We start from the raw sequence: 22,338 nt of genomic DNA, 5'->3' as shown, positions 1-22,338 counted from the left end.
ATATTACACTATTTTTATTTATCAAACAACAAAAGATAAATATATTTAATACTCATTTACAAGAACTGACCAGAATATAACAGAAATACTAGAATTTTAGTGTTTTCATGATTTCTCTTACCGCCTCTGCAGATTGCTCTAAAAGCATTTTCTCCCCATCATTCAGTTTTAGTTCTATTATTTGCTCTATACCGTTGTTACCTAATTTTACTGGCACTCCTAAATAAATATCTCTCATATCATACTCTCCATCTAAAAAGGCACAACAAGGGAAAATTCTCTTTTGATCCCTAACTATAGCTTCTACCATCTGTGCAGCTGCAGCTCCAGGGGCATACCAAGCAGATGTTCCCAAAAGTTGAACTATCTCACCTCCCCCACTTTTTGTTCTATCTACTATAGAATTCAACTTTTCTTCATCTATCAATTCGGTAACGGGAATACCACTTACAGTAGTATAACGAGGTAGAGGAACCATAGTATCTCCATGACCTCCCATCAACACGGCTTGAATATCCTTAGGTGAACAATTCAGCTCTAAAGCTAAAAAAGATCTATAGCGAGCTGTATCTAAAATACCAGCCATTCCAAAGACCCTTTTAGAATCTACCTTGGCAGATAAATACGCTACATAAGTCATTATATCCAGAGGATTAGACACGATTACAATCTTAGCATTTGGAGAATAATCTATTATCTGTTCTACTACACCCTTTACTATATTAGCATTGGTAGTTATAAGGTCATCCCTACTCATACCTGGCTTCCTAGGAATACCAGATGTAACAACTACAACATCAGAATCCTTTGTTTTAGAATAATCGTTAGTGCAACCAAATATTCTAGTATCGAAAAGATTTACAGGAGATGTCTCCCACATATCTAGAGCTTTACCCTCTGCAAAATTCTCTTTTATATCCAATAAGACTATTTCATTACATACCTCCCTATTAGCCAACACATTTGCGCATGTTGCCCCCACATTTCCTGCACCTACTACCGTAACTTTTATATTTTTCATAATTTAATTCAACGTTTTAATTATCCTAATACTTCTACTACAGCCTGACCTATCTCAGCTGGAGACTCCACTACCCTAATACCACACTCTCTCATAATTTTCATCTTAGATTCAGCAGTGTCTTCAGCTCCACCTATTATAGCTCCTGCATGCCCCATAGTTCTACCTTTAGGAGCAGTCTGCCCAGCTATAAAAGCTACCACTGGCTTTGTTCCATGATCTCTGATGTAATAAGCAGCATCAGCTTCCATCTGCCCCCCTATCTCACCTATGACTACAATGGCATCAGTATTGGGATCTTCCATCAATAACTTTACAGCATCTCTAGTGGTGGTTCCGATTATAGGATCTCCTCCAATACCTATACAAGTAGATTGACCTAATCCTTTCTTTGTTATCTGATCCACAGCCTCATAAGTTAATGTGCCAGATCTAGAGACTACCCCTATACGTCCTTTTTTGTGTATGAAACCAGGCATAATACCACATTTTGCTTCATCTGGAGTTATGACACCAGGACAATTAGGTCCTATCAAGATACATCCCTTATCAGATATATACTCTTTTACCATGATCATATCTTTGGTAGGAATCCCCTCTGTAATACATATTATAACCTTTATACCCGCTTGAGCAGCCTCCATAATAGCATCTGCCGCAAAAGCTGGAGGTACGAATATTACAGAAGTATCTGCATTTACCTTTTCCACAGCCTCAAAAACTGTGTTGAATACAGGTCTATCTAAATGAACCTCTCCTCCCTTACCTGGGGTAACCCCTCCTACTATTTGAGTACCATAGGAAATCATTTGTGTAGCGTGAAATGTGCCTTCATTTCCGGTAAACCCTTGTATTATAATCTTGGAATTTTTATTTACTAAAACACTCATTACTATTTTTTTATTTAACCCTCTCTAAATAAACCCCTTTTACAGTATCTATCTTTATCTTATCTCCCTCCTCTATGAAAAGAGGAGCGAATATACTAGCGCCTGTCTCTAAAATTACTGGCTTGGTAGCATTTGTAGCCGTGTTGCCCTTTACCCCTGGTTCTGACTTTACAACCTCTAAAACGACATTAGGAGGCAAGTCACAAGTTAAGGGAATCTCCTTTTCTGCATCGAACAAAACCTCTAATATTTGTCCTTCCTTTAAGAATTGAGTAGCATCGATCAACTCTTTTTCCATAGTAATTTGATTGTAATCATCTACATTCATAAAGTGATAGGTGTCACCTTCATTATATAAATATTGATACCTCCTATTTTCAACTCTGACAATATCTATTCTATGCCCTGAAGGAAATGTATTATCTACAACTTTGCCAGTGGACAAATTCTTGATTTTAGTTCTGACAAAAGCTGGACCCTTACCAGGTTTTACATGTTGAAATTCAACTACCTTCCACAAACTATTGTTGTGCTCTATACAAACCCCATTTTTTATATCTGTTGTAGATCCCATAAATATTTTTTTTTATGCTTTTATAATACCCCTATCAGAGTTTTTGATAAACTCTAATATTTCATTTCTCTCATGAGTTTCCTTTACGTTTAATTTCACATATTCTAAGGCCTGAGTAGTGTTGTATTTCTGTAGATATATAATCTTATATATATTCTGTATCTCTCTGATTTTATCCTTGGTAAAACCTCTCCTCTTTAATCCTACAGAATTTATTCCAGAAAAGGATAATGGAGTTTTCCCAGCAGTTATGTAAGGAGGAACATCTTTTCTAACGCCCGAAGCTCCAGATATCATAGAATGACAACCTATCCTGACAAACTGATGAACAGCTACTAAACCACCTATTACTGCATAATCACCTATTTTTATATGCCCTCCAAGAGCAGTTCCATTTGCAATTATCACATTATCTCCTATTACAGTATCGTGAGCCACATGTGTATAGGCCATAATAAGACAAGAATTTCCAATTGTAGTTCTACCCATATCACTTGTACCTCTATTAATAGTAACACACTCTCTAATGATAGTATTATCTCCTACAATGGCAAGAGAAGGCTCTCCACTGAATTTCAAATCTTGTGGAATAGCTGAAATAACTGCACCAGGAAATATTTTACAATTTTTGCCTATACGAGCCCCGTCCATTATCGTGACATTAGGTCCTATCCAAGTTCCTTCACCTATTTTCACATCACCATAAATAGTAGTGAATGGCTCTACTACTACACTGCTGTGTATTTTTGCACAAGGATCTATATGGACTAATTTTTTATCCATGACACAAGGATCTATATGGACTAATTTTTTATCCACTACACCTCATTTTACTTTAGAAATTTTAGCGACCATCTCTGCCTCAACGACCAAATCTTTTCCTACGTACCCCGTGCCAAACATATGACAAATACCTCTCCTTATAGGAGCTAACAATTCTAGTTTATATATTACAGTATCGCCTGGAACTACTTTCTTCTTGAACTTTGCCTTATCGATTTTCATAAAATAAGTCAAATAGTTTTCTGGATCTAAAACTGTAGAGAGAACTAATAATCCTCCAACCTGCGCCATAGCTTCTATCTGTAATACCCCTGGCATTACTGGCTCACCTGGAAAATGCCCTTTGAAAAAATATTCATTAATAGTTACATTTTTCAAACCTATAACGTGCTTATCTGACAATTCCAAAACTTTATCTATCAAAAGAAATGGAGGGCGATGAGGTAAAAATTTCATTATATCACCTATATCCATAACTGGAGTATCACATGGATTTACCCTAGGAGCTCCCTTTCTTTCAATTTCTATCTCCTTAGATATTTTTTTAGCAAAGTTAATATTTAATAAATGTCCTGGTTTAGTGGCTATAACATGACCTTTTATCTTTTTGCCTATTAAGGCTAAATCTCCTACCAAATCCAATAATTTATGCCTAGCTGCTTCATTGTGATGACGAAGCTCTGTGTTATTTAATATCCCATTGGATTCTACAGAAACCTCTACATTTCCAAACACTTCCTTAAGTTTGTCAAGGATCTCTTTGCAAGGCTCTTTATCTACGTATACAACTGAATTATCTAAGCCTCCTCCTTTTATTAAATCACCGTCTATGAGATGCTCTATTTCATGAAGAAAACAAAAAGTTCTAGAATCTGAGCACTCATTTTTAAATTCTTCCATACTATTGACAGAAGCGTTTTGAGTGCCTAAGACTTTAGTCTGAAAATCTACCATAACAGACACTCTATAATCATTTGAAGGAAGGACTAATATCTCAGCTCCTGAATCTTCATCCAAAAACGATATGCTGTCTTTTACATAGTAAAAATCTACGTCTTGTTCCTGTTGTACCACATTGGCCTTTTCTAACAGATCTATAAATGGCTTTGAAGAACCATCTGCTATAGGGATTTCTTCAGAATCTATCTCTATAATTAGATTATCTATCTCTAATGCAGCTATAGCCGCCAAAACATGCTCTGTAGTACGTATCTTAACACCATATTTGTCCAATATAGTACTTCTACTCGTACTAGAAGATACTGCAAACTTAGATATAGCCTCTACCTCAGGAGCTCCATCTAAATCTACACGACGAAAAACTATTCCTGTATTTTCTCCTCCAGGCTTAAACTTAATACTTACATCATTGCCAGTATGTAAACCTACACCTACAAACGAAACTTCATTTTGTATCGTCCTCTGCTTTTGAATCATTTTTTATTTTTTTTTCTAAAGAGAAAATTCTATCTACTAACTCACCTATATTTTTAAACCACACATAAGACCTCCTATAATTAGATATATCCATAGATGGATTCCCCATTACTGTCCTACCTTTTTTAATATTATTTTGAATGCCACTCTTAGCAGCTATCTTGACATTATCTTCGATATTTATGTGACCAGATATTCCAACCTGCCCTCCTATCATGCAATTTGCACCTATCTTCGTAGAGCCGGAAATGCCACTTTGAGCAGCAATAACTGTATTAGATCCTATCTCTACATTATGAGCTATTTGTATTAGATTATCTAGTTTGACTCCGTCACTTATAACAGTAGATCCAATAGTAGCTCTATCTACAGTAGACCCTGATCCTATACTCACATTATTTCCTATTATTACATTCCCTATCTGTGGAACTCTCTCATAATGAGTAGTAGCTTGAGCAAATCCAAATCCATCAGAACCTATAACAACATTAGAGTGTAATACACAATTATCCCCTATTACACAATTATTGTATACCCTAACCCCTGGGTATAAAACAGTATTATCCCCTATTCTAACATCATTAGAAATATAAACACCAGAATGTATTTTAACACCATTGCCTATTACAGAATTATCATCCACATAAGAAAATTTTCCTAAGTATATGCCTTCACCAAGAGATACATCTCTACCTATATGAGAGGGTTGCTCAATTCCTTTTTTGTTTTTTTTTAACCCTTCATATAATGACAATAATTTGGATAATGATTGATAAGGATTGTCCACCCTAATAATAGTAGAATTCACTTTACTCTTGGGTTTAAAATCAGAGCTTACTACCACAGCAGTAGCGCTTGTGGAGTATATGAGATTCGTATACTTTTGGTTTGATAAAAATGTTATACTCCCCTGCTTAGCCTCTACTATTCCAGATACCCTATAAATCTTAGCATCTGGATTTCCATCGACTGTACCAGACAATAGATCTGCTATTTTAGCCACAGTAAACTCCATTGCACAAATGTGGTATTTTTTATACTTAAAACAATAAGCATGAGATATAGATTTATAAAAATTACCTATCCCAAATAGGCACATAATCGCGTCTTGTATGCCCTACATATACCTGTCTAGGTCTACTTATAGGCTCTTTCATCATTCTCATTTCTTGCCACTGTGCTATCCAACCAGGCAATCTGCCCATAGCGAATAAAACCGTAAACATTTCTGTAGGAAAACCTAAAGACTTGTATATTATACCAGAATAAAAATCTACATTAGGGAAGAGCTTTCTCTCTATAAAATAATCATCTTGTAAAGCTACTCTCTCTATTTCTTTTGCTATGTCTAATACCTCATTCTTTATATTTAAGCTACCTAGAATATCGTCTGCTGATTTTTTGATGATATTAGCTCTAGGATCAAAATTTTTATAAACTCTGTGACCAAAACCCATCAGCCTAAACGGATCGTTTTTATCTTTTGCCTTGGCTATATACTTGCTTACATTACCACCATCTTCTTTTATTTTCTCTAACATCTCTATGACAGCTTGATTTGCTCCTCCATGCAACGCCCCCCATAGAGCATGCACTCCTGAAGATATAGACGCGTAAAGATTTGTCCTAGAAGATCCAACCATCCTAACAGTAGATGTAGAACAGTTCTGTTCGTGATCAGCGTGCAGAATAAATAATTTTTCCATAGCATTTACTACCAATGGATCTAAATCGTATTCCTTAGCTGGAGTACTGAATAACATATTCATAAAATTACCCACATAATCTAAATCATCAGAAGGGTAATTTAAAGGCCTTCCCATCAAATGGTTATATGTCCAAGATACTATGGTAGGAAACTTAGCAATTAACTTTATATAATCTGGATAAAAATCTTGATTGCTGTTATTCCTAACTGCATCAAGATCATGAAATGCAGTTAAGGCAGATATCAAAGAGGATAGTACGCCCATAGGATGAGCATTTCTAGGGAAGCCCGAAAGTATAGTTTTAATCCTCTCATTTACCAAAGAATGACTTTTTAAATCATTTATAAAAACTTCATGCTCTATATTATTGGGTAATTTATCAAATATCAATAGATAAGCAACTTCCAAAAAAGTTGATTTATTAGCTAAGTCTTCTATAGTGTAGCCTCTGTGCCTTAAAATGCCTTTTTCCCCGTCGAGAAAAGTTATTGAACTCTTCACATAACCAGTATTTTTTAATCCATTATCTAGGGTAATGATTCCCGTATCATTCCTAAGAGAGGTAATATCTATAGCTAATTCACTCTCGGTACCCTGAACAAGAGGTAATTCATATTCTTTATTTTCAATACCCAAGATTACTTTTTCTGTCATATTTCGCTATGTTTTATTTTTGATAAAATCTCTAAACTAGAAGATCGTGCAAATCTAATATTTTTTATTACAGCACCAAACAACTAGTCTCTAAACCATGAATAGATATAAGAAATCATGATCTAAACCCAAATCCGACTAATTGAAAATAAACACTTAACCCGCATTATTCATAGTCATACTAAAATAGATTAGACGTGATATTTTTTCCTTAACTTTTTTACTAATCGAAGAGAACTCATCTTCTTTGTCGTTTTTTTGCACCTTTTTTTAGGATGACAATGCTCTTTTTTAGTGTTTTTACATGGTTTTTTAACGACAAGGCGTAACTATCCCAAGGTTGTTCATTTCACAAATAAACAACCGTTACTGGGTAATAATTTCCCGAAATAAACCCTTGTAAACAAAAGATTTAGATAGCTGATAATAGATTCGCCTTTTGGTAATTTTAATCGTTGCTCCTACCTTGAGAAGATANGTTCTAATCGAACTGATTAACCATTTTTTTTGCTACTTCAAATCTTGTTTTCTTTATCTTCTGTTTCAGTAATAAAAACATTTCATAGGCAAGACTACTCATCATAAGTCGAAAAAAATTAGCAAGAAAACTATGATTTGACAAACGATCAGAAAAACACATATTTTTAACTTCTTTTATTCTATTTTCACTTGAATCACCTCTTTTCACATAAAAGTCAAAGTAAATTTCTCTAGCATCCTTTTGGGGAAGATTACTAGAAAAATGCCTTATGTTCATCCCTAATCCTGTACTCTCAACTTTAGAATAGCACTGTTGAGGCTTGTGCCAACTCTTGGCTTTGTACGTAAAACTCATAAAATGTTGGTGCTTCTCTCCCTGATCTAAATACATTTTTTTTACAGCATTTTTTGACCAAGATACCTTTCTTTTTAAAACTTCATTGCTCGCTATGCCTGTCACATATAGTAAATCAAAATCATCTACTAATTGGTAAAAAGGAGCGCAACTAAAGCCGCTATCACTTCTAATAATTATTTCCATCTCTGGGTGACTCTCACGTATTTTGATAATTATTCGCTTTAAAATACTCACATACCATTTATTAGAATGACTATTTCCTGGGCGGAGTACAGGAAGGATAATCTGTCCTGTTTTTCCATCATGAAAAAATAGTTCATTGTACATGAATTGACTATAATAACCGTTAAACATTGACAATTGTTGACTGCCATGAGTTGGATCATCAGTTGAATCTACGTCAATAACTATTCTCTTACGATCAGATAAACTTGAAACATATTTGTATAACCACGCATCACAAAACTTAAAAACAGCTTGTTTGTCAAAGCTATTCTCAAATCTTGATATAGTAGGTTGAGAAGCCAAATCACCNNGAAGAACATCTTTGAATAAAGGATCGTTATGTAAATGATTAACATCATTGGCGTCTTCATAGCCTAACATGATCATATAAACCCTTTGTTTTAACTGTTGCTTTCTGGTATAAGTAATAAATCTAGAGTCTCGAGTATCAGGCAAAAGTTTACTGTAATAATGAATCAATCTATGATCTCTTTCTAGTTTTTCAAGCATGATTAAAGATCCATCAGAGCTAATTTCTGATGATGAAAAAGTTAACTCAACAGAAGTTTTCCCTCTATAAAATAATGTGTTTTTATTCCTCATTTTTGGGCTATATTAAAGTATGTTTCTTTGGACTTTAATGCCTTAAAATTAACACTTTATGCGCAATATTTAAAGGGTAACTATGAATAATCTGGGTTAAGAAGTAAGTCAAAACGCTAAAAAAACAGGACTTTAACTCAGTATCTTTTTCTAGACCCTAGAGCAAATTAAATATTTTATACTACCTTAGCGCCCAGTTTTTAGTTCTTCTTTAGAAGAAAAGAAAATGAAAATGAAAAAAAGAATTTTCATACTCTCGATTTTTGCCGTCTTGAACTACTCTTGCAGCACTAGCATCGGGTTAAGACTCGGGATGCCTGAAACGCTAGCAGACGCGTTAGAGCCTAAAGACTTAACAATAAAAACCTCTTACAAGTCTATTTACTCAGATGGAGACATTCCTACTTACGATGAAAACAAAGAGTTGAATTCCACAGTATTCGGAGGATTTAGCTACCCTTGTCTCACATCTCTAAAACGCAAGTTTAATTATTTTTTTGATTTAAAATTCATACCTGTTAACTCCAAAGATGAGATACAAATAGATGTGAATTTAAAAAAAATTGATTTATCCTTCTACCCTTCAGAAGGAATTCTCTTTGCTGAGGAATCTATAGATTATACCTACATGGTAGATCTGAATGTATCGATTACCATAAACTACAAAGGAGAGACATTTACTAAAGATATAGGCTTCTTATCAACAGATAACTCTATGACTAAAAAAGGTGACGATTCGTCAATAGCATCTGGGATATCTAAAGCTATAGATAAAGCTTATGTAAAGTGTATCCGAAAAGTCAACGACCTTATAGACAATACTATTATTAACATTTAAACATTACAATTCACACTTAAAAGCCACCTTTGTTTAAAGGTGGCTTTTTTATAACAATTCTGAAAAATAATCATGCTAAATATAATTTTATTAGGAGCTCCTGGATCTGGTAAGGGAACTCAATCACAGGAAATTATAAATTTATATGACTTGTGTCATATCTCTACTGGGAATATGTTTAGAGAAAATATAAAAGAACAAACAGAACTGGGAGTATTAGCCAAATCGTACTTAGATAGAGGAGAATTAGTTCCAGATGATATAACTATTTCTATGTTAGAAAAGGAAGTTAAATCTAATTTGAACTCAAAAGGATTTATATTTGATGGGTTTCCTAGAACTAAACAACAAGCTATATCTCTTGATTCTTTTATGTCAAAGAATTCTATGAGTATTAATTATGCAATATCCCTTGACGTATCTGATGATATCTTGAAAGAAAGATTGCTACGCAGAGGTAAAGATAGTAACAGATCAGATGATAACCCAGATATAATTGATAGCAGAATAGCCGACTATCATAAAAAAAATAGTATCCTGAAAGAATATTATAATTCACAAAAAAAATATATTTCTATAAGTGGCATAGGATCTATAAGTGATATATTCGCTGAGATTTGCTGTAGTATAGAAGGCACTAAATAGTAGTATTATTACATATATCAAATGGATAATTCTAATTTTATAGATTATGTAAAAATATATTGCACATCTGGCAAAGGAGGAGCTGGTTCTACCCATATGTACAGAGATAGAATTAATCCAAAAGGAGGACCTGATGGAGGTGATGGAGGAAGAGGAGGACACATAATAATAAAAGGAAACAAAAACTTATGGACTCTATTATTTTTTAAATACAAAAAACACATAAAAGCCTCTCACGGAGAAAATGGAGGGGCTAAGTGCTCTTCTGGAGCAAATGGTCAAGATAAGTTTTTGGAAGTACCACTTGGTACAATAATAAGAGATGCCCAAACAAATGAACTCTTAGGAGAGATAACACAGCACGATCAAGAGATAATCATATTAGAAGGAGGAAAAGGAGGTTGGGGCAATACACACTTTAAATCAGCTACAAATCAAATTCCAAGATATGCTCAACCTGGGATGCCAGCAAAAGAGATCTCACTAATCTTAGAGCTAAAAATACTATCTGATGTGGGATTGGTAGGATTTCCAAATGCAGGTAAATCTACATTACTATCTGTAGTCAGCGCAGCTAAACCTAAAATAGCAGATTACGAATTTACAACTCTAAGCCCAAATCTAGGAATAGTCAAGTATAGAGATTTTAAATCTTTTACCATGTCTGATATACCTGGAATTATAAAAGGAGCCTCCCAAGGCAAAGGGATAGGACATAGATTTTTAAGACATATAGAGAGAAATTCAATTTTATTGTTCTTGATATCTGCCGAGTCTTGCAAAATAAGAGAACAGTACGACATACTAGTCAACGAATTGAGAGAATTCAACCTAGAACTTTTAGATAAAACAAGGGTCTTGGCCATATCTAAATCTGATATGCTAGATGAAGATTTAAAAAATGAAATTAAAAAAGAATTACCAGAAATCCCTTACATATTTATCTCTTCCATAACAAATGAGGGAATAGTAGAGTTAAAAGATTTACTCTGGGAAAATATAAATCTAACGAATATACCCTAAAATAGATGACAGAGCAACAAGTTATACTAGTAGATGAAAAAGATAACTTTCTAGGAACAACAGGTAAGGGAAAAGCTCATAAAGAGGGATTGTTACATCGTGCTTTCTCAATTTTTATAATTAATTCTAAAGGGGAAATAATGCTCCAAAAGAGAGCTAAAACAAAATATCATTCCCCTTTGCTATGGACAAATACTTGTTGTTCTCATCAGATATATGGAGAGACATCGTTGCAAGCGGGTCGCAGAAGACTAATGGAAGAAATGAATATAGATTGTGAATTAGTCCAAGTATTTTCCTTTGTATACAAAGCTGACTTAGATAGAGGATTGACAGAACACGAATTCGATCACGTATTATTTGGTTATTTCAACGGTGAACCTATATTAAATCCCGATGAAGTAGAAGATTGGAAATGGATTTCCATAGCAGAAATAAAGAGAGATATCAAAATAAATGAAATGGAATTCACACCTTGGTTGAAAATTATCTTAGATAAATTTTCACACTTCTTTGAACCAGAAAATATTATGAATTACAAAAAATTATAAAACCTCATAAAAAAATCCTGATCTATAAAAATATCTTATACTAAATTTTAAATGTTATTATCGCAAATACAAGAAATTAAAGAACTATTATCATCAAAAAAGAAAATTTCTATAATATCTCATAGAGATCCCGATGGAGATGCTCTGGGTAGCAGTTTAGGATTATCGCATTTTTTGAGAAATAAAGATCACCATGTAAGCGTTATAATGCCTAATAAATTTCCTTATTTCCTAGACTTTATACCAGGAGCAGACAGTGTAATAATCTATGAAAACAATATAGAACGAACAAAACAGATTATAGAAAAATCTGAAATAATTTTTTGTTTGGATTTTAATTCTATCAGCCGTATAGGAGAAGGCTTAGGGGCTTTAATAGAAAAATCAAACTCTATTAAGATAATGATCGATCATCACGTCAATCCAGATAATTTTCCTAATTACATATACTCGGATATCACAGCCTGTGCTACATGTCAACTGATATATCTATTTATAGAAAAAATAGACTCTCTCTCTTCAATAGATAAAAATATAGCCACTTGCCTATACACGGGTATTATGACAGATACTGGATGCTTTAGATTCAGATCTACCAATGCCCAAACCCATAGTATTATCTCTAACTTAATAAATATGGAAGCAGATAATATCAATATAAGCAGCCAGGTTTATGAAAATAACTCTGAAGGAAAAATAAAATTATTAGCTAGAGGATTAGAAAACTTGATACTTCTAAAAGATTATAATACAGCATATATAACTCTTTCTAGGCAAGAACTAAAAAGTATAAAACACGAAAAAGGAGATACCTTTGGAATAGTCAATTACGCTCTGTCAATAAAAGGCGTTACACTAGGAGTTCTTATGACAGAAGATAAATATCTGAATTCCACAAAACTCTCTCTTCGTTCTAAAGGTTCTTTCTCAGTTAATGATATGTCGGCAAAATATTTTAACGGAGGTGGACATTGTAATGCAGCGGGAGGAAGAATAGATAAAAATATAACTGAAACAGTTGATTTGTTTAAGAATGTATTAAAAAATTATGAAGGCACTTTATGGTAGTTTGATTATTTGTATTAGCTTTTCAAGCTGTGTTAATAATAATACACCTCGTCTAGCAAAGAATAAGAATTTGGATAATAACTGGAGTAATTCTATTACTTTTGCAAAAAAAATTTTCTCCCAAGAGGATAAAAAAATTCTGAAGTACCTTGAAGATAACGATCTTTCTGGGTTTGAAAGAACCCATGACGGATTTTGGTTTAGGATTGAGGGAGAGAGAACTGCCCCATCTTCTAAATCGGAAGTTATCATAGAGTACTCAGTGCTAAGTATGAATGGAGATGAGGTATATGAAAAGAGGAATCAGAGTGTTTTGTTAAACAAAACAGACATAATCCAAGGGCTCAACGATGGGTTAAAACTGATGAATGAAGGTGAGATATTTACGTTTATCTTCCCCTCATATAAAGCGTATGGGCTATACGGTGATGGAAACAAGGTATTACCTAACACGTCATTGATGTATAAAGTTACACTTTTAAAAATATTAAATTAAAATGAAAAAAATAACACTAATAATAATTCTTATGACAACTTCTATATTACACTCTTGTGATAGTAACAATCCATCAGAGGATGGGCTATATGCGAGAATATTCACAAATAAAGGGAATATCTTATTGAAATTAGAATTTGAAAAAACACCAATGACTGTAGCAAATTTTGTGGGATTAGCACAAGGAAGTATAGAGAATAAGAATAAGAAAAAGGGAGATCCTTACTACGATGGACTAAATTTTCACAGGGTAATAGAAAACTTTATGATTCAAGGAGGAGACCCTCAAGGAAATGGAAGTGGAGATCCAGGATATAGTTTTCCCGATGAATTTGACAAGTCTTTAAGACACGATAAACCAGGAATATTATCTATGGCTAACTCTGGACCTAATACTAATGGATCACAATTTTTTATAACTCATGTGCCTACTCCTTGGTTAGATGATAAACACACTGTTTTTGGAAATATAGCAGATTCTATTTCTCAGAAAACTGTAGATGTAATAACACAAGGGGATAAAATAGAAAAAATAGAAATAATAAGAGTTGGAGATTTGAGTAAAAAGTTTGATGCAGCAAAAGTTTTTAAAGAAAAAGTAGATTCTTTAAATGATAAAAACAAACAAGCATCTAATTTAGATATGGAAGATTGGAAGTCAGGATTTACTACTACTGAAAGTGGTTTGAAATATGCCATAAATCAGAAAGGAAGTGGCAAAGAAGTTAAAAAAGGAGATACCGTAAGTGTACATTATTCACTATTTTTAGAAAATGGCGAAAAAATAGATTCTTCTTTAGATAGAGGAGAAGCTTTTGAAACTGAAGTAGGAGTAGGAAGAGTAATAAAAGGATGGGACGAAGGTCTGACTCTATTAAAAGAAGGAGATAAGGCTAAATTTATAATTCCATCAGAATTGGGATATGGCTCACAAGGAGCAGGAGGATCTATACCAGCAAATGCTACCCTCTACTTCGAAGTAGAGCTACTAAAAGTATTGTAAAACAAATTATAGTTCTTCTAATAAGAAAATAGCTTAATTACTTTTTTATAATTCTTATGCATATAGGAAAAAGGTTAGCTTTATTTTTTCTCCCTGTCATATTATGTTCTTGTTGGGATGACAGTAGTCCTGATATATCTGACATTAATGTGCCCTTTAATGTCGTGCGTTTTGAACGAGAATTTTATGGCAAGGAGAAAGATTTAAACGTTTTAAAAGACGAATATTCCTTTATGTTTCCTAATAACATTCCAGACAGCATCTGGAATAAGAAAATCAATGACTCAAACGAATTAGACATCTTTAATAAATGTGAGTTAAAATTTTCCAATTTCTCCAATCAAAAAAAAAAGTTAGAACAACTATTTAAGCATATAAAATTTTATTATCCAAAATTCACTGCTCCAGATGTCTATACTTATATATCTAAAATAGATATTGAATATCCTGTGATATATGCAGATAGCCTGTTGTTCATATCCATAGATTTGTACTTGGGTAATAAAAGTTCTCTGTATAATGATATACCTGAATATATAAAAGATAATTTCGATAAAAAATATCTAATAGTCGACGCCGCTAATAGCATAGCTAAAAAAATAGTTCCTATAAGTGATGAGACAACTTTTATATCGGAAATCATTTATAGAGGTAAATTACTGTTTTTCATCAAAAAGATCTTACCTGAAACAACCATCTATGATATATTCAAGTATTCAAAAAGTAAAATGGAATGGCTCAAAAAGAATGAATGGAATATTTGGAAATACTTTATCCAAAAAAAAATACTTTACAGTACGGATAAACATCTGTTAAAGCGTTTTGTACTTCAGGCACCATTCTCTAAATTTTTCCTAAATATAGATAAAGAATCTCCCGATCGTGTGGGAGTGTATATAGGTTATAAGATATTTGAACAATATGTGAAAAATAACCCCGACAAAACATGGCAAGAATTACTAAATAACACATCTTCAACAGAGATAATGTCCTTATCTAAATATAAACCCAACAAATAAAAATGACCAAATCCCAAATAAATATAGATCTGGAATTAGATGAAAATAAGATTCCAAAATCCATAAAGTGGACATCTTCTGATGGTCAAGCCGATAGTGTTAATGTAGAATCTTTGATATTATCTTTTTGGGATAAAAAAAATGAAGAGACTCTTAGAATAGATCTATGGACAAAGGATATGTTAGTAAACGACATGAAAAAATTTTATCACCAAACCTTACTATCCATGGCTGATTCATATGAAAGAGCTACCTCTGATAATAAAATGGCTTCCAGCTTGAGGGATTTTTGTGATTTTTTTGCTGAAAAGACAAATATAAAATAATATACTCCTCACAATATATATATTCCAAAAAATAATATCAGAATCGATCGAGAATACTAGTTTTTAACAATTAATCTAATAATCATTATGACTAGAATATTAACTGGAATACAGAGTACTGGAGTTCCTCACTTAGGAAATATCTTAGGCGCCATACGGCCATCTATAGAGTTATCTAAAGAAAAAAATATTGAATCATTTTTCTTTATAGCCGATATGCACTCTCTAACTACAATTAAAAATCCAGATATTTTAAAACACAACACTTATTCTGTGGCTGCCGCTTGGCTCTCTTTTGATTTTGATATAGATAATAATCTGTTTTATCGTCAAAGTGACCTCCCTGAGGTAACTGAACTCTCTTGGTATCTAAGCTGCGTTGCTCCATATCCAATGTTGGCAAATGCCCATTCTTTTAAAGATAAATCTAATCATCTTCACAGCGTAAATACAGGTTTATTCTACTATCCTATATTGATGTCTGCAGATATTTTACTCTACAATGCCAATATAGTACCCGTTGGAAAAGATCAAAAACAACATTTAGAGATAACTAGAGATATTGCAAATAGCTTTAACAACAAATACGGAAATGTCTTAGTAGTTCCAGAGGCTAGAATAACTAATAATGCTAATATCCCTGGTACAGACGGGAATAAAATGAGTAAATCATACAATAATTTTATAGATATATTTCTTAGCGAGAATGAATTAAAAAAACAAATAATGGGCATTATAACAGATAGTATTTCCTTAGAAGATCCTAAAAACCCTGAGACTTGTAATGTATTTAACATATATAAAACGATAGCTGGACAAAATGATATCCAAACTTTAAGAGAAAAATATATAAATGGAAATTTTGGATATGGAAATGCAAAGAAAATGCTGTTTGAGTTGATTTTAGAAAAATTTAAATCCAACAGAGAAAAGTTCAATGAATATATAAATGACTTAGACTATATAGATACCGCTCTGAAAAGAGGAGCAGAAAAAGCTAGAGATACCGCAAATGATACACTAAATAAAGTCAGAAGTGCCGTAGGTTATAAAAAACTGAGCTATAAGAAAATCTAGCGACACTATCACGCACAGCTTGCAATTCAGTCTTGAGTTTGATAAACTAGTGTTTGCCGATGTAAATTTCACAGTCCACAGAATTTTGCTCGAGCAAAATAAATGGATGATAATTCAAAAGTTAAATGAATGTGAGTGCTTTTGGTAAAATGATTCTATTACTTCTATAGCTCCATCTACAGTATCTACCACCTTGAATAGAGACAAGTCCTTTTTATATATATTGCCTTCTTGCTCACATACGGTAGTCTTAATCCAATCTAATAAGCCCTTCCAATAGTCTTTTCCCACCAATACTATAGGGAACTCAGCTATCTTTTCAGTTTGTATTAGAGTGAGCGCCTCGAACATTTCATCTAATGTGCCCAATCCTCCAGGCATAACTATAAACCCTTGAGAATACTTTACAAACATCACCTTCCTAACAAAAAAATAATCGAAATCTATACTCTTGCCAGGTGTTATGAACATATTGTCTTTTTTTTCAAAAGGCAAATCTATATTCAGACCTACAGATAACCCATTTCCCCTATTAGCTCCTTTATTACCAGCTTCCATAATTCCACTACCCCCTCCTGTTATTATACCGTATCCCTTCAATATTAATTTATAAGCTATTTCCTCTGCCATCTTGTAATATTTATGTTCTTTATCGGTTCTAGCTGAACCAAAAATAGAGACACACGGCCCTGTATTACCCATAGTTTCAAATGCATCTACAAACTCAGACATTATCTTAAATACAACCCATGAATCATTGCCCTTTACCCTAGCCCAAGTTTTAGACTTTAACTTGGATTTTATTTTTTGATCTGACATTGGCTTTCTCTTATATATAATACGATATTATTATCTCATCCACGTTTAATTATAAAAACATCTTCGTTCTCTCTCTTCATTAAAAATTTCTCCCTAGCATATTTCTCTATTTCATAAGGGATGTGTATCCTCTCGAGATTTTTTGTGTCTTCCCTTATTTTTTTTCTATAAAAATCATTAGATCTTTCTAACTTTTCTATTTCATAACTGAGTTCCAAGAGTACGGTAAAGGAGTTTTTATCTAAAAAAGACATCCAGAAAACAAATAAGATAGCAGATAAAAAATACTTATTCTTAAATATGGAAAATAAACTAATATCCTTCATATCACAAACTGAATGACCCACAAATTAAACACAAAAATAACATAAACGCAAAATTATACTTTGGATTAACTCAGGTTAAAAGCATTTGAGATTTCTAAAAAATTCTTTTTGCATAAAAAGATTACATTTGCCCAGACGTAATTACTAATCTGTAGAATATCTGTTTCATTTTGGGTAATGCAATATTCTTATCTCACATCTTTAAAAGCTAAGATGTGTTCTAAAATGAAAACACAGAGGGTAATTAATGGTTACTTTACATTTTTTATAATTTCTAGAAAATTGAATTCTACAACAAAAAAATAATTTTATCTTATGGTTATGAATAGAGAAAATAGAAATCTTAGAGATGTTTATGTAGCAGCAGCAGTAAGGACTCCTGTAGGAAAGATCAGGGGTGCGTTTAACAATGTTAGGCCAGATGACTTATTAGTACACACGATAAAATCATTGTTGACTAAGGCTCCTGTTGACTCATCTCAAATTGGTGATTTAGTGGTAGGCTGTGCTATGCCTGAAGCCGAACAAGGTTTGAACGTGGCTAGAATAGCAGGTTTATTATCTGGTTTACCCGATAGTGTTCCAGCTTATACTATAAACAGGTTTTGTGCTTCTGGATTACAGGCAGTTGCCCTTGCAGCTTCTCAGGTGGCTATGGGCAATACTGAATTGGCTATAGGCGCAGGGGTTGAATCCATGTCTATGGTTCCAATGGGAGGGAATAAACCCTCGGTCAATCCCAGTGTGATCTCTGACGATCAGAATAAAGCTATTGCTTACGGTATGGGAATTACCGCTGAAAAAGTATCAGAGAAATACGGAGTATCCAGACAGGCTCAAGATGAATTCGCCCTAGAGAGTCATAGAAGAGCTCTAAAAGCTATAAGTAATGATATAGGTAAAGATGAAATTACTCCCGTAGAGGTAGAGAGCAATAGTCTAAAAGATGGTAAGGTAGAATCAAATAAAAAAATCGTTAAAAACGATGAAGGTCCTAGAGTAGATTCTTCTATAGAATCCCTATCTAAATTGAGACCTGTCTTTAAAAACAAAGGCTCTGTTACAGCAGGGAATAGCTCCCAAATGAGCGATGGAGCAGCATCTTTGTTGTTATGTTCAGAACAAGCCTTAAAAGATTACAATTTAACTCCTCTAGCTAGATTTCTGGATTTTCATGTAACAGGAGTACCCCCGGAAATAATGGGCATAGGTCCAGTAGCAGCCATACCAAATTTATTAAAGAAATACAATATCAAATTAGAAGATGTAGACTGGATAGAGCTAAACGAAGCTTTTGCGGCTCAAGCATTGGCCGTTATCAATGAGTTGAAATTAGATAAAGAAAAAGTCAATCCCCTAGGAGGAGCCATAGCATTAGGTCATCCCCTAGGAGCTACTGGCGCTATTAAGGCGACTACTGCTGTTCACGCTTTAAATAGGGAAAAGTTAGATTATGCAATGGTGAGCATGTGTATAGGAACTGGCATGGGAGCTTCAGGTTTATTCGTCAGAGTATAAAATTATCAATAGTATAAGTGTTTAAATAAAAACTTAAAAAGCTAAAATATGAGTAGCAATGTTAAACTTTGGAGTAAAAATTACCCTAAAAATGTCTCTTTGGATTTAGGTGAAATCAAGGAAAAATCTCTGTGTGATGTAATGGAAAATTCTTGTAAGAAATACTCTGAAAGAGTTGCCTTTTCCTCTATGGGCAAAGAGCTCTCTTTTAATGACCTCTTAAAAACTAGCTATAAGTTAGCAGAGTTTTTACAAAGAGATTGGAATTTAAAAAAAGGAGATTGTGTAGCTATTATGATGCCTAATATCTTACCTTATCCCATTGCTGTTTTTTCTTCTTTTTTAACTGGTTTAGTAATAACTAATATAAATCCTCTTTCTCCTCCTCTCGAGCTCGCTTTTCAGTTAAAAGACTCCAAGGCTAAGGCTATAATAGCTCTGAATTTTTTTGGCAAGACAATACAAGAGGCCATAGAGATAAATGGTAAAGACTCTCCCTTAAAACACGTTATGTTGTCTAAGATTGGAGATCTATTCCCTACCATTAAGGGTTTAGTGATGAATTTTGTAGTAAAAAATATACAAAAGAAAGTTCCTGCATACGATTTTAATCACAATACTTTTAGCGAAATTCTAAACAAAAAAGGTGAGTTCGATAAAATAGAGATAGAACAAGAAGATTTAGCATTTTTACAATACACTGGCGGAACTACTGGTAATCCTAAAGCAGCTATGCTATCTCATAAAAATTTACTTTCGAACTTATACCAAGTAGATTCGTTTGTAACTCATACAGAGAAAGACGTGATAGTAACTGCGCTTCCTATCTACCATATTTTTAGTTTGAACGCAAATCTTTTAAGAGGAATTTCCCTAGGTTCCAAACAAATTTTGATAGCAAATCCTAGAGATGTAAAATCTGTAGTTAAGGATTTAAAAAATGAGAAGTTCACTTGTTTATGTGGGGTCAATACTCTGTTTAATTTATTTATGAACGATGAGGACTTCTGTAAGTTAGATTTTTCTAATTTGATTTACACAATAGGTGGAGGTATGGCTGTTTTGAAAGACACAGCAGATAGGTGGCATAAGCTCACTGGGAGGATTATATATCAAGGATATGGCCTTACCGAGACATCTCCTGCTGTTACTTTGAGTAATCCTGATTTAACTTCTTTCGATGGATCTACAGGTATTCCTGTTCCAAGTACAGATATATTAATTATTGATGACTCAGGCCAAGAGGTTGAAACTGGTAAAGAGGGTGAAGTATGCGTTAAAGGACCTCAGGTAATGAAATCTTATTGGAATAACGAAGAAGAGACTAAACAGGCCTTCCATAAAGGCGAATGGTTTAAAACAGGTGATATAGGAAAATTAGATGAAAATGGCTGTCTGTACCTAACAGATAGAAAAAAAGATATGATTATAGTATCTGGATTTAATGTTTATCCTACCCAAGTTGAGGATGTTATATCTCAACATCCTTCAGTATTTGAAGTAGCCTGTATAGGTGTTCCTAGTGAACGTTCAAACGAAGAGGTAAAAGCGTTTGTGATTTTAGAAGAGAATCAACATTTGACTCTCGATGAGCTCAGAAAATTCTGTAAAGATAGGATGTTAGCATATAAAGTACCTTCTCAATTGGAAATAGTAGATAGCTTACCAAAGAGTAATGTAGGAAAAATACTTAGACGTCTTTTGAGAAAATAAAATGAATATAAAAGAACAATTTCAAATGGTAATAGATTTAGGAATGAAATTACCAAATCTAAAAATTAAAAATATAGATGATAATGGCAACATAGATATGTTGTATGTAGCAAAAGAAAGCGATTATCGTCTTGGTGGATATATATCAGGGCCCGTACAAATGGCTTTAGCCGATGTTTCTATGTACTTTACAGTTTTACTAAAAAAAGGTTTAGTCTTAGATAGCTCTACTGTCAGTTTGAATTGTCAATTTTTGGAACCTGCTAAGGTAGAGCAACTGAGAATAAGAGCTCATTGTAATAGAGCAGGTAATAGATTAGCTTTTGGTAATGTAGACATACTATCAGTAGATGATGACACTATATTTAGTCAATCTACCGTTATTTTTTCTATAGGTAAAAAAGTTTATGATTTTGATTCTCTAGTTGAAGAATACTACAAAAAACAAGGCATAAATCCATAGTTTTTTTTTAGTATTACCCCCCCCTGAAATATTTACAGGAGATTTATACTGCTTCAAGATGAAACCGCCTCATTAATAAAATGAGGCGGTTTTTTAATTTTTGGTGTTTAGCGCTACATTTTACTTTCCTTTTAAAAACCCGAGTTCGATTAATAAATCACTTGAACCTTTTGATTTTATTCGGATTTAAGGAAATACCCCTTTAGTTTTGGGCTCTTTTATGCTTAGCACTAAAACATTCTATTTATCTCAAATACAAATCTCTTTAATGCCAGTTAATTCAAATCTTTTGGCTGTTTTGAGTAAGTAAATTATTAATCGTACTCAGGTTAACAGTAAAAACTACACTTTCAAACAAAAAAAAGCTGCCTCGGTTTTGAGACAGCTTCTTTTGAATTTTAGCCTTATAGACAAACATATGCTATTAGAAATAGCATATCTTCTAATTTTTGTTATATCTATTTTTAAACTTATCTATTCTACCAGCAGAGTCTACCAACTTCACTTTACCTGTAAAGAAAGGGTGCGATGTACTAGATATTTCAATTTTTACTAGTGGATATGTCTGATCTTCTATCTCTATAGTCTCCTTAGTATTTGCTGTAGACTTTGATATAAAAGTATCTCCGTTAGACATATCTTTGAATACTACTAATCTATAATTTTCAGGGTGAATTCCTTTTCTCATCTCTTGGAAATGTAAAAAATGTAAATTTAAA

24 protein-coding genes are annotated in these 22,338 nt (G+C 33.2%); 13 read left to right on the top strand and 11 right to left on the bottom strand.

Features of this window, described 5'->3' with window-relative positions; all coding sequences use genetic code 11:
* Positions 1–88: 88 nt before the first annotated feature.
* The 8 genes from mdh to JBKA6_RS04645 all read right to left on the bottom strand — a co-directional run bounded on the left by mdh (position 89) and on the right by JBKA6_RS04645 (position 8,734).
* Positions 89–1,012, bottom strand: a complete 924-nt coding sequence (mdh, locus tag JBKA6_RS04680) for a malate dehydrogenase (protein WP_096687373.1) — start codon at positions 1,010–1,012, stop codon at positions 89–91.
* A 29-nt stretch (positions 1,013–1,041) separates the two neighbouring features.
* Positions 1,042–1,911 (bottom strand): succinate--CoA ligase subunit alpha, encoded by an 870-nt coding sequence (sucD, locus tag JBKA6_RS04675; RefSeq protein ID WP_096686343.1) that lies wholly within the window; start codon positions 1,909–1,911, stop codon positions 1,042–1,044.
* Positions 1,912–1,921: 10 nt separating this feature from the next.
* The gene (gene efp, locus JBKA6_RS04670) at positions 1,922–2,485 is read right to left on the bottom strand and encodes an elongation factor P (RefSeq protein WP_096686341.1); all 564 of its coding nucleotides are present in this window, start codon (positions 2,483–2,485) and stop codon (positions 1,922–1,924) included.
* Positions 2,486–2,497: 12 nt separating this feature from the next.
* A complete protein-coding gene (gene lpxA, locus JBKA6_RS04665; protein WP_096686339.1) occupies positions 2,498–3,268 on the bottom strand; it encodes an acyl-ACP--UDP-N-acetylglucosamine O-acyltransferase in 771 nt (256 codons plus the stop codon).
* Positions 3,269–3,310: 42 nt separating this feature from the next.
* A complete protein-coding gene (locus JBKA6_RS04660; protein WP_096686337.1) occupies positions 3,311–4,705 on the bottom strand; it encodes a bifunctional UDP-3-O-[3-hydroxymyristoyl] N-acetylglucosamine deacetylase/3-hydroxyacyl-ACP dehydratase in 1,395 nt (464 codons plus the stop codon).
* Positions 4,674–5,720, bottom strand: a complete 1,047-nt coding sequence (gene lpxD, locus JBKA6_RS04655; protein ID WP_096686335.1) for a UDP-3-O-(3-hydroxymyristoyl)glucosamine N-acyltransferase — start codon at positions 5,718–5,720, stop codon at positions 4,674–4,676. Before lpxD ends, JBKA6_RS04660 begins: the two co-directional genes overlap by 32 nt.
* 61 nt (positions 5,721–5,781) lie before the next feature.
* A complete protein-coding gene (locus JBKA6_RS04650; RefSeq protein ID WP_096686333.1) occupies positions 5,782–7,068 on the bottom strand; it encodes a citrate synthase in 1,287 nt (428 codons plus the stop codon).
* Positions 7,069–7,549: 481 nt separating this feature from the next.
* Entirely contained in the window at positions 7,550–8,734 is a 1,185-nt protein-coding gene (locus JBKA6_RS04645; protein WP_096686331.1) for an IS1380 family transposase, read from the bottom strand.
* A gap of 313 nt (positions 8,735–9,047) precedes the next feature.
* On the opposite strand from JBKA6_RS04645, the gene JBKA6_RS04640 reads away from it, so the two are divergent.
* From JBKA6_RS04640 to trpS, 10 genes are all read left to right on the top strand, one after another.
* Entirely contained in the window at positions 9,048–9,572 is a 525-nt protein-coding gene (locus tag JBKA6_RS04640) for a hypothetical protein (protein ID WP_096686329.1), read from the top strand.
* Positions 9,573–9,644: 72 nt separating this feature from the next.
* Complete coding sequence (locus JBKA6_RS04635) at positions 9,645–10,217, top strand: adenylate kinase (protein WP_096686327.1); 573 nt, start codon at positions 9,645–9,647, stop codon at positions 10,215–10,217.
* A gap of 21 nt (positions 10,218–10,238) precedes the next feature.
* A complete protein-coding gene (obgE, locus tag JBKA6_RS04630; protein WP_096686325.1) occupies positions 10,239–11,240 on the top strand; it encodes a GTPase ObgE in 1,002 nt (333 codons plus the stop codon).
* Between the two features lie 5 nt (positions 11,241–11,245).
* A complete protein-coding gene (gene idi, locus JBKA6_RS04625) occupies positions 11,246–11,791 on the top strand; it encodes an isopentenyl-diphosphate Delta-isomerase (protein ID WP_096686323.1) in 546 nt (181 codons plus the stop codon).
* Between the two features lie 51 nt (positions 11,792–11,842).
* The gene (locus JBKA6_RS04620; protein ID WP_096686321.1) at positions 11,843–12,859 is read left to right on the top strand and encodes a DHH family phosphoesterase; all 1,017 of its coding nucleotides are present in this window, start codon (positions 11,843–11,845) and stop codon (positions 12,857–12,859) included.
* The gene (locus JBKA6_RS04615) at positions 12,840–13,355 is read left to right on the top strand and encodes an FKBP-type peptidyl-prolyl cis-trans isomerase (RefSeq protein ID WP_096686319.1); all 516 of its coding nucleotides are present in this window, start codon (positions 12,840–12,842) and stop codon (positions 13,353–13,355) included. The genes JBKA6_RS04620 and JBKA6_RS04615 overlap by 20 nt, the downstream gene beginning before the upstream one ends.
* A 31-nt stretch (positions 13,356–13,386) precedes the next feature.
* A complete protein-coding gene (locus tag JBKA6_RS04610) occupies positions 13,387–14,358 on the top strand; it encodes a peptidylprolyl isomerase (RefSeq protein ID WP_096687371.1) in 972 nt (323 codons plus the stop codon).
* A gap of 56 nt (positions 14,359–14,414) precedes the next feature.
* Positions 14,415–15,377, top strand: a complete 963-nt coding sequence (gene gldB / locus JBKA6_RS04605) for a gliding motility lipoprotein GldB (protein WP_096686317.1) — start codon at positions 14,415–14,417, stop codon at positions 15,375–15,377.
* Positions 15,378–15,379: 2 nt separating this feature from the next.
* Entirely contained in the window at positions 15,380–15,703 is a 324-nt protein-coding gene (gene gldC / locus JBKA6_RS04600; protein WP_096686315.1) for a gliding motility protein GldC, read from the top strand.
* 87 nt (positions 15,704–15,790) lie between these two features.
* Positions 15,791–16,780, top strand: a complete 990-nt coding sequence (gene trpS / locus JBKA6_RS04595; protein WP_096686313.1) for a tryptophan--tRNA ligase — start codon at positions 15,791–15,793, stop codon at positions 16,778–16,780.
* 114 nt (positions 16,781–16,894) lie between these two features.
* Here the strand turns inward: trpS and JBKA6_RS04590 are convergent, their stop codons facing one another.
* Positions 16,895–17,599 (bottom strand): LOG family protein, encoded by a 705-nt coding sequence (locus tag JBKA6_RS04590; RefSeq protein WP_096686311.1) that lies wholly within the window; start codon positions 17,597–17,599, stop codon positions 16,895–16,897.
* Positions 17,600–17,634: 35 nt separating this feature from the next.
* Positions 17,635–17,925 carry an FtsB family cell division protein gene (locus JBKA6_RS04585; protein WP_096686309.1) on the bottom strand — a complete coding sequence of 97 codons (291 nt, stop codon included), beginning with the start codon at positions 17,923–17,925 and terminating at the stop codon, positions 17,635–17,637.
* A gap of 321 nt (positions 17,926–18,246) precedes the next feature.
* On the opposite strand from JBKA6_RS04585, the gene JBKA6_RS04580 reads away from it, so the two are divergent.
* Genes JBKA6_RS04580 through JBKA6_RS04570 form a run of 3 tightly spaced genes read left to right on the top strand, consistent with a single transcriptional unit; the run spans position 18,247 to position 21,619 of the window.
* On the top strand, positions 18,247–19,443 hold the full coding sequence (locus JBKA6_RS04580; protein WP_096686307.1) for an acetyl-CoA C-acyltransferase: 1,197 nt from the start codon (positions 18,247–18,249) through the stop codon (positions 19,441–19,443).
* Positions 19,444–19,491: 48 nt separating this feature from the next.
* Positions 19,492–21,156, top strand: a complete 1,665-nt coding sequence (locus tag JBKA6_RS04575) for an AMP-binding protein (protein WP_096686305.1) — start codon at positions 19,492–19,494, stop codon at positions 21,154–21,156.
* Between the two features lies 1 nt (position 21,157).
* Entirely contained in the window at positions 21,158–21,619 is a 462-nt protein-coding gene (locus JBKA6_RS04570; RefSeq protein WP_096686303.1) for a PaaI family thioesterase, read from the top strand.
* A gap of 442 nt (positions 21,620–22,061) precedes the next feature.
* Here JBKA6_RS04570 and JBKA6_RS04565 read toward each other — a convergent pair whose 3' ends face one another.
* Complete coding sequence (locus JBKA6_RS04565; RefSeq protein ID WP_096686301.1) at positions 22,062–22,307, bottom strand: type B 50S ribosomal protein L31; 246 nt, start codon at positions 22,305–22,307, stop codon at positions 22,062–22,064.
* Between the last annotated feature and the right edge of the window lie 31 nt (positions 22,308–22,338).

Origin of the sequence: Ichthyobacterium seriolicida, assembly GCF_002369955.1 — a bacterium.
GTDB classification, from domain to species: Bacteria; Bacteroidota; Bacteroidia; order Flavobacteriales; family Ichthyobacteriaceae; genus Ichthyobacterium; species Ichthyobacterium seriolicida.
Note: the sequence above shows the minus strand (reverse complement) of the source record. Positions and strands in the feature narration are given on the sequence as shown.